Origin of the sequence: Chryseobacterium sp. NFX27 (genome assembly GCF_049887855.1) — a bacterium.
Lineage (GTDB): Bacteria > Bacteroidota > Bacteroidia > Flavobacteriales > Weeksellaceae > Chryseobacterium.
Window position 1 is genome coordinate 232328 of record NZ_JAGEKK010000004.1, and the last position, 23264, is coordinate 255591.

14 protein-coding genes and 2 tRNA genes are annotated in these 23264 nt (G+C 34.8%); 7 read left to right on the top strand and 9 right to left on the bottom strand.

Translation table 11 applies throughout. The annotated features are described in order from the left end of the window. The first annotated feature begins 24 nt into the window (after nt 1–24). On the top strand, nt 25–177 hold the full coding sequence (locus J4Q03_RS06675) for a hypothetical protein (protein WP_426047428.1): 153 nt from the start codon (nt 25–27) through the stop codon (nt 175–177). Here J4Q03_RS06675 and menC read toward each other — a convergent pair. Beyond that, nucleotides 174–1190, bottom strand: a complete 1017-nt coding sequence (menC, locus tag J4Q03_RS06680; protein WP_426047429.1) for an o-succinylbenzoate synthase — start codon at nt 1188–1190, stop codon at nt 174–176. The genes J4Q03_RS06675 and menC overlap by 4 nt on opposite strands. Beyond that, nucleotides 1190–2206, bottom strand: coding sequence for a class 1 fructose-bisphosphatase (gene fbp, locus J4Q03_RS06685; protein WP_040998657.1), 1017 nt, complete (start codon nt 2204–2206; stop codon nt 1190–1192). The genes menC and fbp overlap by 1 nt, the downstream gene beginning before the upstream one ends. A 325-nt stretch (nt 2207–2531) precedes the next feature. Here fbp and J4Q03_RS06690 point away from each other — a divergent pair, with 325 nt between their 5' ends. The 3 genes from J4Q03_RS06690 to J4Q03_RS06700 all read left to right on the top strand — a co-directional run bounded on the left by J4Q03_RS06690 (nt 2532) and on the right by J4Q03_RS06700 (nt 5814). Beyond that, nucleotides 2532–3770: an aspartate kinase gene (locus J4Q03_RS06690; RefSeq protein WP_426047430.1), complete on the top strand. Its 1239-nt coding sequence runs from the start codon at nt 2532–2534 to the stop codon at nt 3768–3770. 22 nt (nt 3771–3792) lie between these two features. Beyond that, nucleotides 3793–5634: a lysophospholipid acyltransferase family protein gene (locus tag J4Q03_RS06695; protein ID WP_426047431.1), complete on the top strand. Its 1842-nt coding sequence runs from the start codon at nt 3793–3795 to the stop codon at nt 5632–5634. 107 nt (nt 5635–5741) lie between these two features. Beyond that, nucleotides 5742–5814, top strand: a tRNA-Phe gene (locus J4Q03_RS06700). A gap of 154 nt (nt 5815–5968) precedes the next feature. On the opposite strand, the gene J4Q03_RS06705 is transcribed toward J4Q03_RS06700, so the two are convergent. After that, nucleotides 5969–6535 carry a cysteine hydrolase family protein gene (locus tag J4Q03_RS06705; RefSeq protein ID WP_426047461.1) on the bottom strand — a complete coding sequence of 189 codons (567 nt, stop codon included), beginning with the start codon at nt 6533–6535 and terminating at the stop codon, nt 5969–5971. A gap of 259 nt (nt 6536–6794) precedes the next feature. Here J4Q03_RS06705 and J4Q03_RS06710 point away from each other — a divergent pair, with 259 nt between their 5' ends. Next, nucleotides 6795–7157, top strand: coding sequence for a winged helix-turn-helix transcriptional regulator (locus J4Q03_RS06710; protein ID WP_426047432.1), 363 nt, complete (start codon nt 6795–6797; stop codon nt 7155–7157). A gap of 138 nt (nt 7158–7295) precedes the next feature. Further along, nucleotides 7296–7368, top strand: a tRNA-Phe gene (locus tag J4Q03_RS06715). Nucleotides 7369–7584: 216 nt separating this feature from the next. Here J4Q03_RS06715 and J4Q03_RS06720 read toward each other — a convergent pair. The 3 genes from J4Q03_RS06720 to J4Q03_RS06730 form a co-directional block, all read right to left on the bottom strand. Continuing rightward, nucleotides 7585–8868, bottom strand: coding sequence for a galactokinase (locus J4Q03_RS06720; RefSeq protein WP_426047433.1), 1284 nt, complete (start codon nt 8866–8868; stop codon nt 7585–7587). 188 nt (nt 8869–9056) lie between these two features. Further along, entirely contained in the window at nt 9057–10115 is a 1059-nt protein-coding gene (locus J4Q03_RS06725) for a UDP-glucose--hexose-1-phosphate uridylyltransferase (RefSeq protein ID WP_426047434.1), read from the bottom strand. A 195-nt stretch (nt 10116–10310) separates the two neighbouring features. Continuing rightward, nucleotides 10311–12194, bottom strand: a complete 1884-nt coding sequence (locus J4Q03_RS06730) for a beta-galactosidase (RefSeq protein ID WP_426047435.1) — start codon at nt 12192–12194, stop codon at nt 10311–10313. A 128-nt stretch (nt 12195–12322) separates the two neighbouring features. On the opposite strand from J4Q03_RS06730, the gene J4Q03_RS06735 reads away from it, so the two are divergent. After that, complete coding sequence (locus J4Q03_RS06735; protein WP_426047436.1) at nt 12323–13321, top strand: GntR family transcriptional regulator; 999 nt, start codon at nt 12323–12325, stop codon at nt 13319–13321. Between the two features lie 392 nt (nt 13322–13713). Here J4Q03_RS06735 and J4Q03_RS06740 read toward each other — a convergent pair whose 3' ends face one another. From J4Q03_RS06740 to J4Q03_RS06750, 3 genes are all read right to left on the bottom strand, one after another. Next, entirely contained in the window at nt 13714–17466 is a 3753-nt protein-coding gene (locus J4Q03_RS06740; protein ID WP_426047437.1) for an RICIN domain-containing protein, read from the bottom strand. 255 nt (nt 17467–17721) lie between these two features. Then, on the bottom strand, nt 17722–19374 hold the full coding sequence (locus J4Q03_RS06745) for a RagB/SusD family nutrient uptake outer membrane protein (RefSeq protein WP_426047438.1): 1653 nt from the start codon (nt 19372–19374) through the stop codon (nt 17722–17724). A gap of 21 nt (nt 19375–19395) precedes the next feature. Continuing rightward, nucleotides 19396–22269, bottom strand: a complete 2874-nt coding sequence (locus J4Q03_RS06750) for a SusC/RagA family TonB-linked outer membrane protein (protein ID WP_426047439.1) — start codon at nt 22267–22269, stop codon at nt 19396–19398. Between the last annotated feature and the right edge of the window lie 995 nt (nt 22270–23264).

The window sequence follows — 23264 nt, forward strand, 5'->3', positions numbered from 1 at the left end:
AATCAAATCAAAACCCATTTCACTATGAAAAACATGAAAAAACTTAAAAAAGCTGAACTAAAAGTAATTAAAGGAGGGATAGTTCCACTTGGTTGCAACAATTGGGACCCAAGAAAAAGATGCTGTACATCATGGGATGAGGAGCACATGTTCAACCCTATCTGTCCGGAGGCTTAATTAGTCTTGCTTGTTTTGAACCAGAGCATCTCATTGTTCAGTTCCAAAATAGATTCAAAATTATTTACAAATAAAGATCCGGTTCCCAAACCCTGGGGCATCGGATTTTTTTTTGTGAACGTATATTGTGCGATAGCATTCAGTCCTATATTACTTTCGAGCGCGGAAGTGATCCACCAGCCGATGTTCTGCTCCTCTGCAAGTGAGATCCATTCATCTGAACCGGCAAACCCACCAACCAATGCAGGTTTAAGAATAATATACTGAGGCTTGACGACTTCCAAAAGCCTTCTCTTTTCAACAGGATCTGTAATGCCTATCAGCTCTTCATCCAAAGCAATGGGAGTTGGAGTCTCGGCACATAAAAATGCCATATCATTCCAGTTTCCTGCTTTGATAGGCTGCTCAATAGAATGAATATGAAGATCTGCAAGCTGCTGCAAAACAATTAGCGCTTCTTCTTTATTAAATCCGCCATTGGCATCTACACGAAGCTCTAATGCATGTTCCGGGAATTTCTCTCTTAATTTCTGAAGGATTTTATACTCAGATTTCCAGTTAACGCCAATCTTCAGCTTGATACAATGGAATCCTTTTTCAAGCTTTTCCAGGATCTGCTCTTCCATATACTGAATATCTCCCATCCAGATAAGCCCGTTGATCACAATAGCAGATTTCCCATCGGTAAATTCACTTGGAAAATACAGATGATCTCCATATTTCAGATTCAAAATTGCCTGCTCATATCCGAACCATATAGATGGAAACTCTTTCAGTTCTTCTTTTAAATACAGATAATCCCGGTTAATATTTTCACAAAGCCATTGGAGCTTTTTCTCATAGTCCGGCCTGTCATCGAAACTCAATCCTCTGAATAATGCGCACTCCCCCGTTCCCGTTCTCCCGTTTTCTTTAATTTCGAGAATAAAAGTCTCTTTTTCATGCAAAACGCCGCGAGACGTTCCGCTCGGGCGTTTAAATTCTAATAAATATCTGAAATATTTTGCTGTCATTATTTTACACTGTCAATCCGCATAAATTCCTCTGCTTTTTCCACCATCTGAATACTTCCGCAGAAAAACGGGATTCTCTGATGAAGCTCTGTAGGCTCTACTTCAAGAATTCTTCTGAATCCGTCTGTGGCTTTTCCTCCAGCCTGTTCAGCAAGGAATGCCATAGGATTACATTCGTACAGCAATCTTAGTTTTCCGTTTGGAGCCTGAGAATAGGAAGGATAAATATAAATTCCTCCTTTCAGCATATTTCTGTGGAAATCTGCCACTAAAGAACCGATATATCTTGAAGTGTAAGGACGGTCTCCTTCTTCCATCTGGCAGTATTTAAGATAATTTTTTACACCCTGAGGGAATTTGATATAGTTTCCTTCATTGATGGAATAAATTTTTCCATTGGTAGGAAATGTCATATTAGGATGAGAAAGATAATAGGTTCCCAATGAAGGATCCAGAGTAAATCCGTTTACACCGTTTCCGGTAGTATAAACGATCATGGTAGAGGAACCGTAGATCACATATCCTGCTGCAATCTGGTTGATCCCTTTTTGAAGAAAATCTTCCAGCTGAACCGGAGTTCCTGGCTCTGTTACCCTTCTGTAAATAGAGAAAATAGTTCCAACGGAAACATTTACATCAATATTGGAAGATCCGTCTAAAGGGTCGATCAGCACGACATATTTACTTAAATGACCGTTTTCACCACATTTAATGTCAATAAAATCATCATTCTCCTCCGAAGCAATACCACAAACAACCTCTCTCTGAGACAAAGCCGTAATAAAAATTTCATTGGCAATCACATCAAGTTTCTGCTGTTCTTCACCCTGAATATTTTGGTTTCCGGCAGCTCCTGTTATATCTACAATTCCGGCTTTATTTACTTCTCTGTTTACCACTTTTGAAGCCAGTCTTATGGCGCTCAGAAGACGGGAAAATTCACCTGTAGAATACTGAAAATCGTCCTGTTTATCTATAAGAAATTCTCCTAAAGTCTGTAATGGTTGATTTGACATATTTTTCTTTTTACGTTTTCCCCAAATTTCGGAAAATTTATCGGAGAAAGAAAGCTTTTATTAGAAAAGACCTTAACGATTGTTTTTCAACATCATACAGAGTCACCAATGATATACGCTTAAAATTATCATTGCATAATTAATCCCCATTTGATGACAATAAATCAATGAAATTCTGATAATATTCTTCAAGTTTCAATTTTAATTAAATCTTAATCCTATCTCACGGTCAGAAACTTTCATATCTCGTTGTAAATTTATAATTTTGACGTCCGTAAAAAACTCATGTAATTTTTAATCTAACAATTTTATTTTTAACAAATTAATGAAAATTTTCAAGTTTGGTGGGGCATCTGTAAAGGATGCTGAGAGTGTAAAAAATGTCTCCATGGTTTTACAAAGCCAGGGATTTGCCCAATGTCTGCTGGTTATTTCAGCAATGGGCAAAACGACAAATGAATTGGAAAAGGTTGTAGAACTTTATTTCAAGAAGGACAACTATCAAACTGAGATTGAAAAGATAAAAAGAAAACACATTGAGATTGCGGACGGTTTGTTTTCTGAAAACCATGCGGTTTTTGCTGAGATCAATATATTTTTTGATGATATTGATTCTTTCTTAAGAAGGAACAAATCTCCTAATTACAGCTTCGTCTATGACCAGGTAGTAAGCTGCGGGGAAATGATCTCTACAAAAATCCTGAGTGAGTACCTGAACGAAATTCAGTTTACTAATCAGTGGCTGGATGCCAGAGATTATATCAAAACGGACAGTTCTTACCGGGAAGGTACGGTAGACTGGGCTAAAACAGAAGAATTCATTTCAACTTTAAATACGGATATCTGCTATGTAACGCAGGGATTCATTGGCTCTGACGACAATAATTTTACGGTAACTTTAGGAAGGGAGGGCTCTGATTACTCTGCTGCTATTTTTGCGTATTGCCTGAATGCTGATGCCATGACGATCTGGAAAGATGTTCCGGGCGTAATGACAGGGGATCCAAGGAAATTCAGTAATGTAAGTCTTCTCTCTAATATTTCTTATGAAGAGGCTATTGAAATGGCTTATTACGGAGCAAGTGTCATTCACCCGAAAACGTTACAGCCTCTACAGCAAAAAAACATTCCTTTTTATGTAAAATCTTTCGTAGATCCTACCAAAGGAGGAACTAAGGTTGGAGCTTCAGATAAAAACCAACATGAAGAGTCTTATATCCTAAAAGAGAATCAGGTTCTGCTAAAGATCTCGACGAGAGATTTCTCATTCATTGCAGAAGACCATATGAGTCTTATTTTCGGATATCTTTCCAAATATAAGATCAAGGTATCTCTGATGCAGAATTCTGCCATTTCATTAGCTTTATGCCTGGAAGATAAATTCAATCAGGTGGATGAGCTTAATGATGAACTTCAAAAAATATTTAAAACCAAAGCTGTTAAAAATGTATCTTTATTCACAGTAAGAAATGCGAAGATGGATCATATTGACCAGTTTTACCAGGAAAAAAATGTATTATTGGAGCAGATTTCCAAAAATACGGTTCAAATGGTAACACAATAATTTTAACTGCGACTAAACACATATGAGTTTAATTTCGAAAAACGATCTTATCACTGCTTCCGGCTTAAGCAAAATTGGGTTTCTGAAAAACCCGGTAGCAGCGGCCGTGATGAGTATTGCCAAAATAAATGAAGTTAATAGATTATACAACAAATTAAAAGATAAGGAAGGCAAAGATTTTTTCGACTCATTTGTAAGAGAAAGGAACTTAAGCTATATCGCTTTTGAAGAAGACCTGGCAAAAGTTCCCAAAACCGGACCGTTTATTCTGGTATCAAATCATCCTTTGGGAGCTATTGACGGAATTTTAATGTGTAAGATTCTTTCGGAAGTACGTCCGGATTTTAAAGTAATGGGGAATTTTCTTCTGGAAAAGATCAAACCTATGGAGCCGTACGTGATTTCTGTAAATCCTTTTGAAAACAGGAAGGAAGCTTACAGCAGCACTTCGGGAATGCGTGAAACCCTGAAGCATCTTCAGAACGGAGGCTGTGTGGGCATCTTTCCGGCAGGAGAAGTATCCAATAAAAACAATCCTTACGGAGAGATCCTCGACAGAGACTGGGAAAAACCTGCCCTTAAGCTGATCAGAATGGCTAAAGTACCGGTAGTTCCTTTGTATTTCCATGCTAAAAACAGCCGCCTGTTTTATCAGGTTGCAAAACTTCACCCAAGTTTACAGACCTTGATGCTTCCTGCAGAAATGATGAACGACAGGGAAAAACCGATCAGAATCAGGATAGGAAAACCAATCACTGTAAAGGCAATGGATGAGATGGAAACCATTGAAGAGCTGGGGGAATTTCTGAAACGTAAGGTATATATGATGAAATCTTACTACGAAAAGAGAAAATCATTGGCCCAAAGCATCAATCTTAAAAATTTAACGTTAAAGTTTCCGCTTTTAAAAGAAGAGAATATCGTCCAGAATATCATTGATGAAACTCCCAAGGAAGACATCCTGAAAGACATCAACCGGCTGAAAGGCACAGAAAAGATGCTGTTCAGCAATGGAAATTACGAGATCTATTTCACTACTTACGAGGAGATTCCTTCTGTAATGAGAGAGATCGGCCGCCAGAGAGAACTTACTTTCCGTGCTGTGGGTGAAGGAAGTAATCTTCCGTTCGACCTTGATGAATACGATAAGCATTATCATCATCTTTTCCTTTGGGACAGCAGTGCGGAGAAACTTGCCGGGGCCTACAGAATGGCTTTGGGGAAGGAGGTTATGAAAAAATATGGCATCAAAGGGTTCTACACCAGTTCTTTATTTGAGTTTGAACAGGACATTCATCCGTTCTTCAAAAAAGTGATCGAAATGGGCCGTGCTTACATCTGTGAGGAATACCAGCAGAAGCCACTTCCGCTGTTCCTTTTGTGGAGAGGAATCGTTCATGTATGTTTAAGGAATTCCGACCATAAATTTTTGATGGGCGGTGTAAGTATTTCCAATAAATTTTCTGAGTTTTCCAAATCTCTGATGATTGAGTTTATGCGTTCCAACTACTTTGATTCAGCAGTGGCACAGTATATCACGCCGAGAAATGAATACAAAGTAAAGCTTCGCGACCGGGATAAAAATATTTTCTTTGAGGAAATGGAATCTGACCTGAATAAGCTTGACAAGATCATTGATGACCTTGAACCGGAATTAAGATTACCTGTTCTGATCAAAAAATATATCAAACAGAATGCAAAAGTGATTGCTTTTAATGTAGATCCGAACTTCAATGATGCTATCGACGGATTGATGTACATCCGGATCAGTGATCTTCCGGAAAGCACGATAAAGCCTGTATTGGAGGAGATGAGCGACCACATCAGAAAAGAACAGGAAAATAATTCAGCTGAAAATCAGTAGGTTTTATTTTTATTTTAAAAAAGTACGGTTAATACTTGCTTCATATAGGAAAACTTACTACTTTTGCATCACTTTAAAACAACGAAGTAAGTCAACAAAAATATAATGGTTTCTTAGCTCAGTTGGTAGAGCAATGGATTGAAAATCCATGTGTCCCTGGTTCGATTCCTGGAGAAACCACTTGAAAACCTCTAATTTATTTAGAGGTTTTTTTGTTTTTATTCGGTAGACTTTTCAATAAATATTGAAGCACAAATAGGACTAATATACTTCACTGATAACATTATTTGAACTTTCCCGGCCGTACGGCTAATTTCACTTTCAATTGAAGCCTCTATAATTCTTTTAATAGTTTTTCTGAATTCCAGACTAAAGCAAATTCATCATTTAAATTGGCAAGGGCGGTCAGGTGGATCAGTTGAGCATCATATTTTTCGCCATTTATCCCTACCCTGTCAAATGCTGCTGTTGCATCTGAAATAACATACGTTTCATAGCCAAAGTTTCCGGCCATCCTTGCCGTCGTTGAAACACAATGATTGGTAGTTATGCCTAGAATCACCAAAGTATCGATATTCTGTTTGTCCAGTCTTTCTTTTAAATCGGTTCCGATGAATGCACTGTTTACATTTTTTGTAATAACAGGTTCATCATTTTGAGGCATAACATGATCATTAAACTGAAAACCCAGGTTCGATTCATACAGCTTAGATTCTGGATTAACTGAACTATGTCTGATATGAAATACAGGAAGTCTCAACTCTCTCCACTTTTCCAGCAATATTCCACTGATTTTTTCTGCATCTTTATTATTCCTGTTGCCACCCCAATACTCTTCATCTAAAAATCCTTTTTGAATATCAATCAATACCAGAGCTGGTCTTTTATCTCTTAATTTTATCATTTTATTATTATTTGTTTAGAACATACGGTTGTAAAATTGAGCTTGATTGATCTCCAATGAAAGCGGAAAGCTATCTATACTTTTCTTCAGGTCCTTATCAATTCTATTGAAATTCATTGTAGTATGTCATGTGTTTTGGATAGACAAATTTTAAGTTTCAGCTCTAACTGTCAATCTTTTATTTTGTAAATTTATATGATGAATATCGGGCCTCCAAACACTCAATGAATTGTGCGGAACGAACAAAAATGTGAGTATGAGTATTAAAGAATCATCAACCAATCATGAAAATAAAAAAGGTCTGGAACTTAGCTGTTCAGAAATATATGCCGTAAACCTGATCAGTGGGCGGTGGATTCTTTCGATCTGCTACTCCCTTAAAACAGGAAAACTGAGATTTTCCGAACTCAGGAACAGTATTCCTAATATCAGTGAAAGAATGCTGACCATGCAGCTCAAAAAAATGGAAGAAGAAAAGCTGGTTCTAAAAAAGGTCTATGCAGAAGTTCCTCCAAGAGTAGAATACGAATTAACAGAAATTGGGCAACAGCTGATCCCTGTTTTAGATCAATTGGAAATATGGGGCGAAGACCACAAAAAAATAAAGAAAGGTTTGTAAGAAGAACTGCACTGACTTTTAAGCAAATACATATCATGAAAAATATACCTGAAAATACTTTTGAAATTAATTATAAAAAACTTGCACAATATTGCAGAAAGTTCTATTTTTGCACCCACGTTAAACAACGAAACAATTGGTTTCTTAGCTCAGTTGGTAGAGCAATGGATTGAAAATCCATGTGTCCCTGGTTCGATTCCTGGAGAAACCACTGGAAATTATTTAATTTCTAATAAATCCCTCAAATTGTACAATTTGAGGGATTATTTTTTCGATATATACCAAATAAGAAAAATTCTCTCAAATTGAAAGTTACCTATTTCGTTTACCTGATGGATTGACGGCTTCTAAACAAATGCCTCTTCCTTGGATATGTGATCCTCATTTCCTTTTTCATTTTTTGTCCAACTGGCAGATATCCATTATTTTAAAAGTCTAATTTAACTGCTCCTTTTTGTCGAATCGATAAAGGATGGCAAGAACCAGCACCAAATAAATCATTTAAAGTTGTGGTATATTTTTCAAGCAATTTTTCAGGAACAAAGGCTTGTATTGTTCCTGCAAACCCTCCCCCATGCACGCGCCAAGCACCAGCATCTTTTAGTACTATTTCGCTATAAGCCAATCCCAAAGAAACTGCTTGTTCTCTTATATTACTTGATATATAAACGTTTTGATTATACATATAGGAGCTGTGTCCTGAATCTATTACCAATTGTAAAAATTTTTTAAAATCATTCTTTTCCAATGCATTTACTTCATCTTCTACCCGATCATTTTCGCATTCAAAATGAATTGCTCTTAAAATAGCTCGATCTCCTACTTTCTGACGAATGGAAGGTGCAATATCCATTACTTTTTTCAAAGTGGTTTCTCTCAGAACATTACACCCTAAATAGGCTGCAACTTCTTTCATCTCTTTAGGTAAAACAGCATATTCATCATTCAAATTGGTATGATCTCCTCTAGTATCTGTAATCACTAAAGAAAAACCAGTAGAAATAAAATCAAAATCTACTTTTTTAACAATAGGATTTTTTACATCTGCAAAGTCAATGGTTACTAATCCTCCTACCGAACAGGCTACTTGATCCATTAGCCCACAAGGTTTTCCAAAGAAAACATTTTCTGCATATTGTCCTATACGAGCATTTAATACGGGGTCTAATGTACCTTCATTAAATAAATGACTAATAATTACTCCAATTAAAACTTCAAATGAAGCCGAAGAACTTAATCCTGAGCCTTTAGGAACGCAACCATCAATGACAGCATCAAATCCTCCTATTTGATACCCCAATTCATTTAATCGAGCATTAATCCCACGGACAAGAGCGTTTGATGTTAAAAATTCGCTTTCGTTGGGAATAAGATGCTCTAAATCCACTTCAAATGTTTGATAACCAGAAGATTCAATCCGAACAACATTTGTATTGTTTTTAGAGGCAACAGCAATATTGTCTAAGTTTACTGCACCTGCTAATACACGGCCATGATTATGATCTGTATGATTGCCTCCAATTTCGGTTCGCCCTGGTGAACTGAAAATAGAAACCTCTTTGTCCCCGAAAATTTCTTTGAAGCGGGCTAATGTTTTAGTATATCGGATTGCTTGCTGACGTAGTAATTCTGAATTTTGTCCATATAGTTCTCTAAATTGAGAGAGATCTCCCTCTTCAATTAAAGAACCAGCACATTTAATATTTAACATTTACTTGTATTTAATTATGAACAATATACTTTAATTAAGAGCTTATTTAAACCCTAAAAGGTGTAATTATATGTCTAAATATTTTTTAAACAAGCTCTAAAATTTAAAATATAATCTGTGGAAAGCAAAATTGCCTAATTTGTTCTTTTATTTAGTTTTTGTGAGATAATAAAAACCCATCGACAATTTCATCTATTTTTATAATGAATTGTTGAACTTTTTTTAAGAATTTCTGAACTTTGTTCAGGAGTAATATCTCTTTGGGCTTCTGCTAACATTTCATATCCCACCATGAATTTTTTCACACTGGCTGAACGAAGTAGAGGTGGGTAAAAATGCATATGAAAATGCCATTCTTCGTGTGATTCTAAATCTGTAGGAGACTGATGTATGCCTGCAGAATAAGGGAAAGAAATTGAAAAAATATTATCGTATTTCGTTGTTAAATCTTTCAATATCTGAGCAAATAAAATTTCATCTTCTTTTGTAAAAGCCAATATACTATTTACCGGCTTTTTGCTAATAATCATTGTTTCATATGGCCAAGTTGCCCAAAACGGAACTAAAGCTACAAAAGAATTATTTTCTAATATAATCCGCTCATTAATTCTTAGTTCTCTTTGAAGATAATCAGAAAGAAGAGTTGTTCCATGTTTATAATAATAGTTCTTGAAATTTTGTTGTGTTTTAGCGACCTCGGAAGGAATGGATGACTGAGACCAAATTTGCCCATGGGGATGAGGATTGCTGCAACCCATAATTGCTCCTTTATTTTCAAAAATCTGAACATGATTAATATAATCTAGTTCTCCTAGACTTTGATATTCTTCTTTCCAGATCGACACTACTTTTGTAATTGCTTCTACAGACATTTCAGGAAGAGTCAATGAATGGTCATGTGAAAAGCAGATTACTCGGTTAATTCCTCTTTCAGGTTTAATTTTAAATAACTCATCCGATACATCCCCGGTTTTATCAGTGGTTACTTCTACTCTCAATAAAGCTCCAAAATCATTATCGAATACATACACTCCTTCATACTGGGGATTTGGGGCTCCATTAACTCTTGAATTTCCGGGGCATAAATAGCATTTTGGATCATGTTGATTTTGAACGCTTGTTAGTGGTTTTTCTTGTTGTCCTTGCCACGGGCGTTCTGCTCTTTGAGGTGATACCAAAACCCATTTATCTAATAAAGGATTATACCTTCTATGTGGATGAAGTTTACTGTTAAATGAATTACTCATATTGAGTTTATTATTTAATTCCGTAGAAATTTTACTTAATCTTCTTAAAAAACTTATCTTATTTAGCTTTAATTAAAATATCATACCTTCTAAAGAACTTGGTGAGAAGTATTAACTATAATATATATGGAAAATATTTTCAAAAGTATTTTTTAAGATTTACAATATCTTAAGTATCTACTATTTATGACGTGATTAGTTTAATCCATTTTCAGGGATTAGTTTATCCAGAATAGGCTCGGTTAAAGTGTTTAATTCTGTTTGAATTTTAGTGTTTTTTTGTTCAAAAATAATAATCTCATTCTTACCTTTTTTCAGATAACACCCTGGTAAATACAAGGTTTGCTGTGGCCCAACTGACCAATATCTTCCTAAATTAATTCCATTAACAAATACAATTCCTTTTCCAAAAGGTCGCATATCTAAAAAAGTATCTCCCAATTGTGACACATAAAAATCTCCTTTGTAAACAGCTGGTCTGTTTTCTTTTAATTCTGATTTTTGTTTGGCATCAATTGATGGCGCTTCTGCAAAAGGAAGCCCATACATCTCCCAATCTCCCGTTATTTCCCGGTCATTAATAAATACAGGAGACGTAATTCCTTTTGTGTTCTTATTAATATTTGCCCCATAGTTAATCCTTCCCATGTTTTCTACTATAATGTCTAATTTCCCATTGAATGGTATATTAACTTCACACTCATATTTTTTATAGTAACGATTAAGCTCTCCTACTTTTTCTCCATTCACATAAACAATCGCATAATCTCGTAATCCATCAATTTTTAAAGTTCCTTTAATTGGCTGATTAAAATTTTTGCTATACCAAATATAGCCATGCCCCTGATTTAACTGTTCAAAAGTTAAAGGATTATCATTAATTACCGGTTTTACATCCTTTTTTAAAATTTCTAAATCAATTCCCTTAGACAATGTAATAGCCGGGATCTTAATTACTGGAATTCTTGAAGGAATAGGAGGCGTAGAAGAATTTTTTAGTAAATCTCTTAATTTCATATACTTTTCGGTTTCCCAGCCTGCCTCAGTAATAGGAGCATCATAATCATAACTGGTCATACTTGGCTGTATATCATGATTTTTATCATAATTGGCTCCGGAGGTAAACCCAAAATTAGTTCCTCCATGCACCATATAAATATTAAAAGAAATATCATTGTTAATGAACTTTTCTATGTGCTTTTTTACTCTTTCCGCGTCTTTACGGGGGAAAGGTTCTGCCCAATGATCTAACCATCCGGGATAGTATTCTGCTACCATAAAAGGGCCTTCACCATTATGATACTTTTTCACTTCTTTCTTAACATTTTCTGGGTTTTCGTCTCCATTTGCAGTTGGTAAAGCCCCGGGTAAAGCTCCTCCTTCAAATAACCAATCACCATCTGAAGTAAAAAATTCCATTCCTTTGAAACCAACTTGTTTTAATTGATCAAATACGGATGAACTATATTTTTTATGATCTTCCATTTTAATATCTTCTCGTTGAGCAACAAAAGATCCAAATTCATTTTCTCCTTGTACCATAACAATAGGACCTCCATTAACAATCAAATAAGGTTTTACCACCTTGTAGAGTTCTGTAAAATATGCTTTTGTTGAATTCAAAAAAGGAGTATTGTATTCTCTAATTTTCATATCCTTGTTGTTTTGCAAAAACCACGGATAGCCTCCAAATTCCCATTCTGCACAAACATAAGGCCCCGGACGAAGAATTACCATTAAGCCTTCTTCTTTTGCTATTTTTAAGAATTCAGATAAGTTTCGATTCCCGGTTTGAAAATCCCATTTTCCAGGAGCTATTTCATGATAATTCCAAAATACATAAGTCGCTATTGTATTTAATCCCATCGCTTTAACCATTTTTAAGCGGTGTCTCCAATAATCATGAGGAATTCTAGCATAATGAATCTCACCTGAATGTAACCTAACTGCCTGTCCGTTAAATTTAAATTCTCCCTCTTCGATTTTGAAGGATTCATATTTAGTAGGTTTCTGCTGTGCATCTATCAAAGTTGCTCCCACTAAGTAAAAGGCTAAAATTATATTTTTAATAAACTTCATTATATATACCGTATTAGTTATTAAAATTGACTGAATATTAACAAATTTATAAATTTACCGGACGCTACCACAATAGTTACTACCAGTTTTTATAGCTTTACCACCAGTTTAACACATTTTGAAAAATTATGAAAATTATTAGAATAACTCCCGATTCAGTTGTACCCAAATACCGACAGATTATAAATTCCATTGAACAAGCTCTTGCCCAAGAACTGCTAAAAAAGAATGACAAGTTACCTTCCATCAATAAAGTGTGTATGGAATTCGGCGTTTCTAGAGACACCGTCTTATATGCCTATGAAACACTGAAAAAAAAAGGAGTAGTAAATGCCATTTTAGGTAGAGGATACTATATAAAAAGTACCGATTGGCATTTTGAAGAGCGAATCTTTCTACTGTTTGATGAGTTGAATGCTTTCAAGGAAAACCTTTATAATTCGCTTTTGGAAGACATACAGCAAAGATCTAATATCCATGTTTTTTTCCACTATTTTAATATAGATGTCTTCAAGAAGTTAATCGAAGAAAATAATGGAAACTACACAAAATACATCGTTATGCCAAGCAATATGAATGATACTGCACCCATTATTAAGACTCTTCCAAAGAAAGACGTTTACATATTAGATCAAACCAATTTACATTTAAGAGAATATTCGTCAGTACACCAAAATTTCGCAAAAGACATATACAATGGTCTATTCAAAGCGAAAAATTTGCTTGAAGCTTACCGAAGATTGATTCTTATTTTCCCTGGAAAAAAAGAACCTATAGGCATGGTAGAAGGATTTACCAGTTTTTGTGAGCAGTATAAAAAAAAACATATCATTATCAGTAATTTTACAGATGAGGAAATACTGAAGGGAGACGTATTCATAATTCCGGATGATAAACATTTAGTAAACGTCATTAAACAGTCTAAAAAGCAGAATCTAGAGATTAGAAAAGATTTCGGTATTATCTCCTATAATGAAACCCCTCTTAAAAGTATTGTAGAAAATGGCATTACTACAATTTCTACAGATTTTTGTCAAATGGGAAAAATTCTGGCGGAGATGGTTCTTAATACCAGACGAGAAAGAATTGAAAATGCTTCTGATTTAATTATCAGGAATTCCCTATAATTGATTTGAAGGTAATGTGATCAAAAATAGGTGGTGTTTTCCACAAAAATAGTTCTTATTATCCGGCAACTGATTGGAAGAGGAATTGAGCTCTGCTGAGGAGCACTGACCATCAATACAATCGGGGGTAAAAATAATTCAGAAGGATGGCAAAACCATCCTTCTGAATTATGTATTGGAAGAGTTTTATTAAAAAAAGAAAAGGGTTCAGGAGTAAAATCTTTTTGAATTTTTAATTTAAAACGTCATTTATTTACCTTGATTTTATTTATTAATTTACATTTATACTAGTCTAGAAAGTATCAATATTAAGATAAAACCAACTGTAATCTTTTGGTGACATAAAGACTTTTAAAAATATGATTGTTCCTTTTAACCAGTCAAATCAATATTTATTTCACAAGAAGTTTTGTACTAAAAGTGTCATTTTGATTGACAATTTTTAAATAGTAAACCCCGGTAGATACATTAAGTAACATCTCGTTTACGCCTACCTTTAATGTAGCATTTACGATTAATTTTCCCAGACTATCGAATACAAATAATGTCGAATTTTTCCATCCTGCCGGCACGTCTATTTTTAGGGGTGTATTGCTTTTTAAAGGATTGGGATATACGATCAGCTTTTCAATGGTATTGTTTTGGTCTAGTGCCGTAACAGCACCAGCCATCTTTCCAGCTGAAGAAGCCACATCAACAATCTTCCATTGCTGATTATTGCCTCCTCCATAAGTCCACTGTATTATATTTGTACCGTTTGTTGTACTGGATCCGGAGTTATCTAATGCTTTACCACTTGAAACATTTATAATTTTATAATATCCCGTGCCTAAATCCACTAACTGCCATTGCTGGTTTGTACCTCCAGTATCGCTATATTGAATCATTACCGTACCGTCGGCAGTGGAACCTGAAGGGTTGTCAATCAGTTTGTTACTATTCTTATTAATTATTTTATAATTTTCTCCTGTTTGGGCCAATTTCCATTTCTGGCTGTTGCCCGCAGTATAGTCCATTTGAATCAGTTTCGCTCCATTATTCAAAGACGCAGTATATACATCAAGAGATTTCCCGCTTGCCCGGTTTATGATTTTATAATCTTTAGCCGGATCAAATACTTCTACAATTTGCCATTGCTGATTATTTCCTCCTCCATAAGTCCACTGTACTATATTTGTACCGTTTGTTGTACTGGATCCGGAGTTATCTAATGCTTTGCCACTTGAAACATTTATAATTTTATAATATCCCGTGCCTAAATCCACTAACTGCCATTGCTGGTTTGTACCTCCAGTATCGCTATACTGGATCATTGCTGTACCGTCAGCAGTGGAACCAGAAGGATTGTCAATCAGTTTATTGCTATTCTTATTGATTATTTTATAATTTTCTCCTGTTTGAGCCAATTTCCATTTCTGGCTGTTGCCCGCAGTATAGTCCATTTGAATCAGTTTCGCTCCATTATTCAAAGACCCAGCATATACATCAAGAGATTTCCCGCTTGCACGGTTTATGATTTTATAATCTTTAGCCGGATCAAAAATCTGAACACATTGATTATTTACTTCAATAAAATTATTTAATGTTTGTGTACTGGTACCATATTGATCTGTTACGGTTAATGTTACAGAATACCATCCACTCGGAGCATCTTTATAAGATACCAGCGGATTTTCTAATGTTGAAGTTGAGGGAGTTGCGCCAGGGAAGCTCCATTGCCATGTTGCGCTGGCATTACGAACTACTGAATAATCTTTAAACTGTACTTTTTCTATTGCCGGACAATATATTTTGTTTTTATCAGCTGATATTAGAGCATTGGGTGGGCTTATCTCATACAGAGTATGTTCAAAAGCACCCCTAGAAGTTCCTATTTTTAACTTATTCTCATTATAATTAATAAACATAAAGCGTACATCACACATTGGCAAGCCATTACCCAGCATTACCCAATTCGGCATTGCATCATTTCTGTAAAATACCCCTGCTTTATTGCCTACATACACACCGCCGTTTGATCCTCTTTGGAAAATAATTTTCGTAATAGGAGAAGTAGTGAGTACAGAAGAACTAAGATTAGTCCAGGTTGCCCCTCCATCATTAGATTTTAAAACCTTACAGTCCGACTGAACCCCACTATAGGTGATCCAAATTTCATTAGCATTATCATCCCCAATAGCAATATCTGATATATTTTTCGGGCCTGATGTGATGGTTGTATTTGGTGTTATATCAGTCCAGGTAGCTCCTTCATCTGTAGTTTTCCAAAGCTTATTATTGGTAATATCTTCTACAACGCACATTACATTTGGATTCTTAGCAGAAATTTTTTCTCTGAAAACTTGTTTATTAAAAGTCTTAATAATAGAAATGCTGTTTCCGTTATCTTCGGTTTTGATAAGAGAGTTTTTCCATGTTGCAAGATTAGAATTTCCAGTTGGATATTGACCGGCGTGGTGTGTAATAATCTTATAGTATTTATTAGGATGAAATTCTATAGAATTAAAATAATTATAGATTCCTCCCAAATCTAAAAAATTAGATTCATTTATTAAAGTATGTACACCGGTTCTAAAATAACGGTAGTTACTGTATCCCTGACTGTAAATATAACGGTCATCCAAAGGGTTTACATCTGTGTTTCCCTGATCTGCCCCTGTCCCATTGTACCATGTAAAACCATTACCACTTTCTTTGATCATAACAGGACCATGGTTATTTCCTGATGCAACTAAATTAGTTTTAAATGCACTGCCAAATCCCCATAATTCATGATTACTGATGCTATTGGTTTTTGTTGTCAAAGTACTTCCCAAATCATTAGAATCTACCATTTCCCCGTCACTCCCTACAATTAGCTTTCCGTTGATAAAATCAATAGTCCTGATATCAGAATGGGTAGTTCCTGACGATAAGGAAAATGAAACACCATTGTTTGTAGAAATATGTATTTTTTTATTTCCATAACTTCCGTAAGCCATTTTATTTTCATCATGACGATCCATCTGGATATCTCCGTGGTGTAATACCGGATCATGATTGAATGCGTCTCCAATACCGGAAACCATATTGGTTCTGGTAAGCTCAACATTTCCTGCTAATTTATTTAATTTGTATAAATGAACTGCATTATGACCATAAGCGCTAGAGCCTGTACCTACTGCTACATAGAATGAAGCCGTATTATTAATAGGTAAAAAAACTTTTGTCCACCCGATGATTTGACCATTTGATGAAGCATTTAGTGTTGTAGAATTCAATTGGGAAAAACCCGCTCCCTGATTTGCAGATTTATAAACTTTGAAAACATTATCATTGGAAGTGCTGGCAAAATAAACAGAATTACTATCATTGGTATCCCATTCCAAACACTCGCTGTGTATTGATGAGTCACGTATTGCATAATTAGGAAGTCCAGTATAAACTTCATTCCAAGAGCTTCCCCCATTGATTGTGCGATAAAGCGATGTTCCCCAACGAACCACTACAATATCCGGATTTACAGGTGAAACAGCAATATCATATGCTTTTCCCGGATAGTTATTGGCAGTCATAGTGGTTGTAAGCCAATTAAGGCCTCCATCGGTAGATTTAATGAGCTGGTTATCACTTAATGCATAAACAATTTGCGGATTAGCGATGCACACATCTATATCATTATATCTAGAATCAGGGAAACCGTTATCAACCAAATTCCAGGTTGAACCCCCATCAATTGTACGCCATAACCCACCGGTGACAAAAGATACAAATATCTTCTGAGGATTGGTAGGATCAATTTTATTTAGATACACATATCCTCCATGGTTCCCCTTACCTGAATAAGATGTAGTAGCACTATTTACAGGACCAATCATAGACCAGCTTCCCACTTGAGTCTGCGTATTTATTAATGCCTTATTCTTAATTTTTGAATTGTTTATTAAAAAAGGCTCCGGAACTACTTTTCCTTTCTCATCCAGATAAAACAGCTTGGTTTTAAGCCAATCTTCACCGAGACTTCGCGGTTTGCTTTTTTCCCATCTGTGGTTTCCAAAATACTTATCAAAATTCGATTTAATTTTAAAATAGTCTGCATAATCTTTCATTTCTGAAAACCAAGGCATAGACTTATGCCTAATTTCATACTCGATATCTTCTTCCATTCTATTTTTTTTTGAAGAAAAATCTTGACCATTGTGGATTATAGATATAAATAATATCAACAAAAATAATTTGTTTTTCATAAAGTGTTTATTTATTGATTAATTAGATAGATAATTGAATATCCATTTCTTGATCCTAACGCTAATGTTAGCAATGACAATCCTAGTATTACCAATACCTGCCAATGATATTCCAGCCAAAGCACCAGAAGTATCATCAACTTCATATTCCTACTAATCGTTTTTCATCTATACTTAATATCCTTTCGCAGTTTGAGCTTCTTTTAATTTTGGATTTAAATCCACAGCTTTTTGAGGATAAGGAAATCTGTAAAATCTATCATTCCAAACTCTTGTTCCAACCTGTGTATTTGTAATATCATAAACTGTTTTCATTACATTTGGTGCAATCTTCCATCTTCTAATATCATAGAATCTGTGTCCTTCATTTGCCAGTTCTATTCTTCTTTCATTTCTGATAATGTCTCTTAGGGTTTCTTTTGTTTGTGTTTTGCTAATTCCTATCATACCTACTCTACTTCTGATTTGGTCTAATGCATCATAAATAGAGACTTCGGGCCCTGAAAATTCATTTTTTGCTTCAGCATAAGTAAGCAATACCTCTGCATAACGAATAAGCATAAAATTATTACTTGCATATAAGTTCTCATCCAGCGAGTTATAATCAGCCATCTTTTTGTAGTTATAGCCAATTTTCGATGTATTGTTTGCTCCTTTGCTCCACGTGAATAGCTGGTTTGTGCCAAAACCTTTTAAGTAAGACCAAGGTCCGTTTGGGTGCATAATACTTGCATATAAACGGGTATCTCTGTCTTTAAATTCATCCAGATAGATGTTATTTGGATTACCATTATTATAATTTGAAGCTCTTGTAGCATTAGAAGGGGGCGTAAAGGCAGTTCCATCTTTTTTCCAGTAGGCATTTACCAGATCAATTGTTGGGGTTATAGAACTCCATCCACTCTCTTGATTTGGCAACAGGAGAAGGGTCATGTAATTACTATATGTTCCTTTAGGATCTGGTATATATTGAGCTTCTAAAATTGATTCTTTATTGCCATTATTTTTAGCCCAGAATAACGCTTGATAATTACTTATACCTTTATAAAAATCATCTTTATCGGTGGTAGAAGTAAAGGTAACAAAGCTGTCATAGTTTGTACTTTTATCAACCGTTGCAGTATTGAAAAGCTTGTAAGCACCAGAATTAATTACCAATTGAGCAGCTTCATAAGCTTCTTTATATTTTCCCATGTACAAATACACCCTTGCTTTAAATGCCAATGCAGCTCCTTTTGTTATTCTACCTTTATCTTGACCTGAAGTATAAGTAGTTGGTAAATCATTTTCTATAGCACTCAATTCACTGATAACATAATCATCAATGTTAGCTTCAGAAATAGGTGTAAGGGTGGCACCATCCAACTCGCCTGATTTTTGCACTAATGGAAGAGCTCCAAAGTACTGAGATAAGTTAAAATAATTAAAAGCTCTTATAAATTTTGCTTCTGCTATATATCTTTTAGCAAGATTTTTGTCCATTGGGATTTTATCAATATTTTCTAAAAAGGTATTTACCCTTCTAATTGTAGTAAAATCATAACCGAAATCTGTAGAAGGAAGTATATTCCCTGCAGAAGCATCTACTGCAGTTGTTTCCCAGGGATATTGAGCAAATGAATTATCGGTATAGCTATCGTTATACAAATTGTTATAAGCTGCGCCGGACAAATATGTATAAATACCATTTAATGCCATGGTAGCGTCTTTTTCAGTTTTCCAAAATGTATCTTCTGATATTTTGTCTTCTGGAAACCTATCTAAATTACAAGAACTGGTAACTACAGCCAGGATAACTGACAGTAATATAATTTTTATTTTTTTCATTTTCAGATGTTTCATTTTAAGTTAAAAAGTTGTATTTATACCAAACGATATGGTTTTTAAGTACGGATATGTTGAACGGGCGCTAGGCATTTCAGGATCAAAATCTTTCATTCTTTTGTCACCTCTCAGCGTAAAGTAATTTTCTAAGTTTGCATATATTCTGAATTTTTTCAATCCTATGTGGCTAATTGCATTCTCAGGAATGGAATATCCCAAAGTAATAGACTTAATTCTAAAGTAACTTGCATCAAAAAGCCAAAAATCTGAAGCGACCCCTATATTTTGAGTTCCTCCTCCAGACGGCAGCACTCTGTGATACAAAGCATTAGAATCTGGATTTTCTGGAGTCCATCTGTTATCTAAAACATATTGCTTTGCACCTGCACCATTGAAAAATGCCTGAGAAGATTCTTTATCCAGATATACCTGAACATTAGCTACTCCTTGCCCTACTACGCTAAGATCAAAATTTTTATATCTACCTCCTAGGCTTATACCGTAGGTAAAACTTGGAACATCATTTCCTATTACTGTTCTATCGTTCTCATTAACAACTCCGTCCCCATTAATATCTACATACTTTATATCGCCAGGTTGAGAAGCGCTATATAATTGGGGATAATTATTATTAATGTCCTCCTGGGTTAAGAGACCAGCAGTTTTGTATCCGTAGAAATCACCAATTGAACCTCCTACTTGTGTTATCCAGTTATCACTATATAAAGGTTTGTTATTTACAAGTGAAAGAATGTTATTTTGGTTTTTAGCAACATTAGCATTGATGTAAAAGTCCCCATTTCCAAAACTTTTATTATATCCCAAAGTAATTTCTATCCCTTTATTTTCTACATCACCCGCATTAATTGGCGGCGCTTGGCTTTCTGCTACACCTGTTTCATATTCTAATTGATTGCTCATTAATGCACCTTTTGTAAGACGGTTATATAAATCAACTGAGAAAGTGAAAGTATTACTGAATAGAGACCCGTCCAGGCCTATATTTTTGGTGACTATTTTTTCCCAACCTATATCCGAAAACCCAACCTTACCTGGTACCACTGCCCCAACTATAACATTCCCTAGAACTGAAGAACTATTATCCATATAGGTCTGGCTGTCATAATAACCAATGGTATTGACAGATCCTGTACTGCCATAAGAACCTCTTAATTTTAGGGTATTGATAAAATTCAAGTTTTTAATAAAATTCTCCTTATCCAGTCTCCAAGAAGCCAGGACTGCAGGAAAATAGCCCCATCTATTTTCTTTGGCAAAACGCGAAGATGCATCTGCCCTTACAATACCTTCTAAAAAATATTTTTCCTGATAATTATAATTAATACGAGCGAAAGCAGACTGCAAAGCATATTGCTGAGTATTAGACCTCAATTCATCTAAGGTTCCATCAAGGGTAGTAAGAGCACTTAAAGAATGTAATCCATCTTTTGGTATATTAGATTTTTTACCATAGATTGATCTAACTGTATAGTCTTCATAGGAAGCACCTCCCAAAACTTTAAAATAATGTGATGAAATCTTTTTTTCATAACTCACCAAAACCTGAGTATTAAGTAATTCATCAGAATTCCAAGACTCAGAATAGTTATTAATTGCTCTCGCAGTTGCACCAATAGGAGCTTTAGTCAAAAAATTGTATACAGGATTCAGTGTATTTACAAAAGTGCCTGAACGATAGTTCCAATTTGAATAGCTGATTTGAACATCTACAGCTAATCCTTTTACAGGAGCGTAGTTTGCAGATAATGCACCCATAAATTTTTGATCATTTGACTTGGAATCTCCACCCTCAATGTTATTTCTTACAGGATTGGTATTCGCAAATGTGTTATCTACTTTACCAGCATTTATAGATCCCCACCATCCATTGGATTGTCTTAATGCCATAGTAGGAGATATTCTTGCCAATTCTGTAGTATTAATACCGCCTCCCTGATTATTGATCATTTGTTTGATAAACGATATATTAGAATTTACTGTAAGTTTATCACTTAATTTAGAGGATGTATTTGTCCTAAAAGAATATCTATCCATACCTTTTGTGGGGGATAGAGACTCCTGTTTCAAATACCCTAAACTTGCGAAATAACGAATTTTGTCACCTCCTGATACATTAATCTCATTATTAAGCACATTTGCCATTTTTCTATAAGTTGATTTATACCAGTCTGTGTTAGGGTATCTATCCGGGTCTGCACCTGCAGCTGTAAGATCTATTTGCTCTTGCTTGTACTGAGAAAAATAACCAACCTTATTATTGGCGTTGTAATATGCTTCATTTTTTAATTTCATATATTCAACAGCACCTACATACTTAGGCAAATAAGTTGGTGTCTGATAGCCATTATACATATTATAACTTATACTCATCTTACCTCCACCGCCTTTTTTGGTCTCGACAAGAATGACACCATAACCAGCTCTTGTACCATAGATAGCTGCTGAAGCATCTTTTAATATGCTTATATTTTCAACATCAGCTGGACTTAGTCTGGAAAAATCTGCAGCACTGGAGGGAATACCATCTATAATATAGATTGGCGAATTACCAGCAACACTTCTTCCCCTTACATTTAAGACAGCTACAGAACCCACATCTCCTAAGGAAGACTTAATTGTAACTCCTGGTAAAGCACCTTGTATACTTGCCGTTAAGCTTGTTGTTGGACGATCCTGCAGTATTCTTTTATCTACAGAAACTATAGATCCGGAAACGGTTCCTTTCTTCTGTTTTCCGAATCCTACTAAAAGAATTTCTTCCACATCTTTTACTTTTTTGGTGATGGAATCCGAAGGTTTATTTTTAGTATCCTGTGCATCCACTAACGTTACAGAGGACATTAGAACTGCACTCAAAATAATTGTTTTTTTCTTCATGTGTTTTAATTTTATTGAAATATTATTCTATCATAGGATAGCTATCTTACCAATCTTTATAGAGATGAAGTTGAATTCTAAAACCATATCCATTTTTACCTTTCTAGGCAAGAACAAAAAAATTATGATTTTCCATATTTTATGCTGTAACCTCTGTTCTGGCACAATTAGAAATATGTACATGTAAACTTCCTGATGATACACAAATATGTTCTATATTTTCCTCTTATTTTCTTACCCCAATATGAACTAGATATTGCTATAACATCAACTCTATGTTACTCAAATGTATAGTTTTACATCATATCTCCATACTGGTAGCCACCAGTTTCTGTACCTTTACCACCAGTTTGGAAATTCTTGAATAAGCCTTATTAGAAAGCCCTTTATAGATTGACTATGGTTGGCAGATACTTCCTGCTTTTCTACTTTTTAAAAGGAAAAAATCCGTTTAACCTATTATTTTTTGTATTAAGAGCGTCTTGATTTATTTTTTAATATCAAGGCTAGTTTTTAAAGGTTAAAAATCTTCATCAGGCAAGTTTAGAATTATTCTCAAAGCGTTTTAAATAATGTAACATTCTTCACATAAAGAATATGTTTTACTCACCTGTTTTGTATTTTAATAATGAAATAAGCCAAAGGATATTGAAAGATGTCCTCAACGTGGGTTCAGACTTTTCTTGGATTGAGAACAAGAAGAATGATGGATAATGCGTAAGCTAAAAAATTAGCAAAATTCCCAAGTTGTGAAAGAAAATTGCTTACCTGAATTGGTTTTTGATTTATAAAACTTCAATATCTTCTTTTCTTGTGACAAAATATCTTTTCAATTAAAGAGTGGATATCTAATAGCTAATCATAGTTTAGTAGAGTTTAAGCTATTATTTTATTTTTTAATCTCCTTATATTATTCATGACTTGGCGGGAAACAAATTATTTTTTTATGCTATTTGAGAAATTTGAATGATACTATTTTCTTGGCTATTTTATTT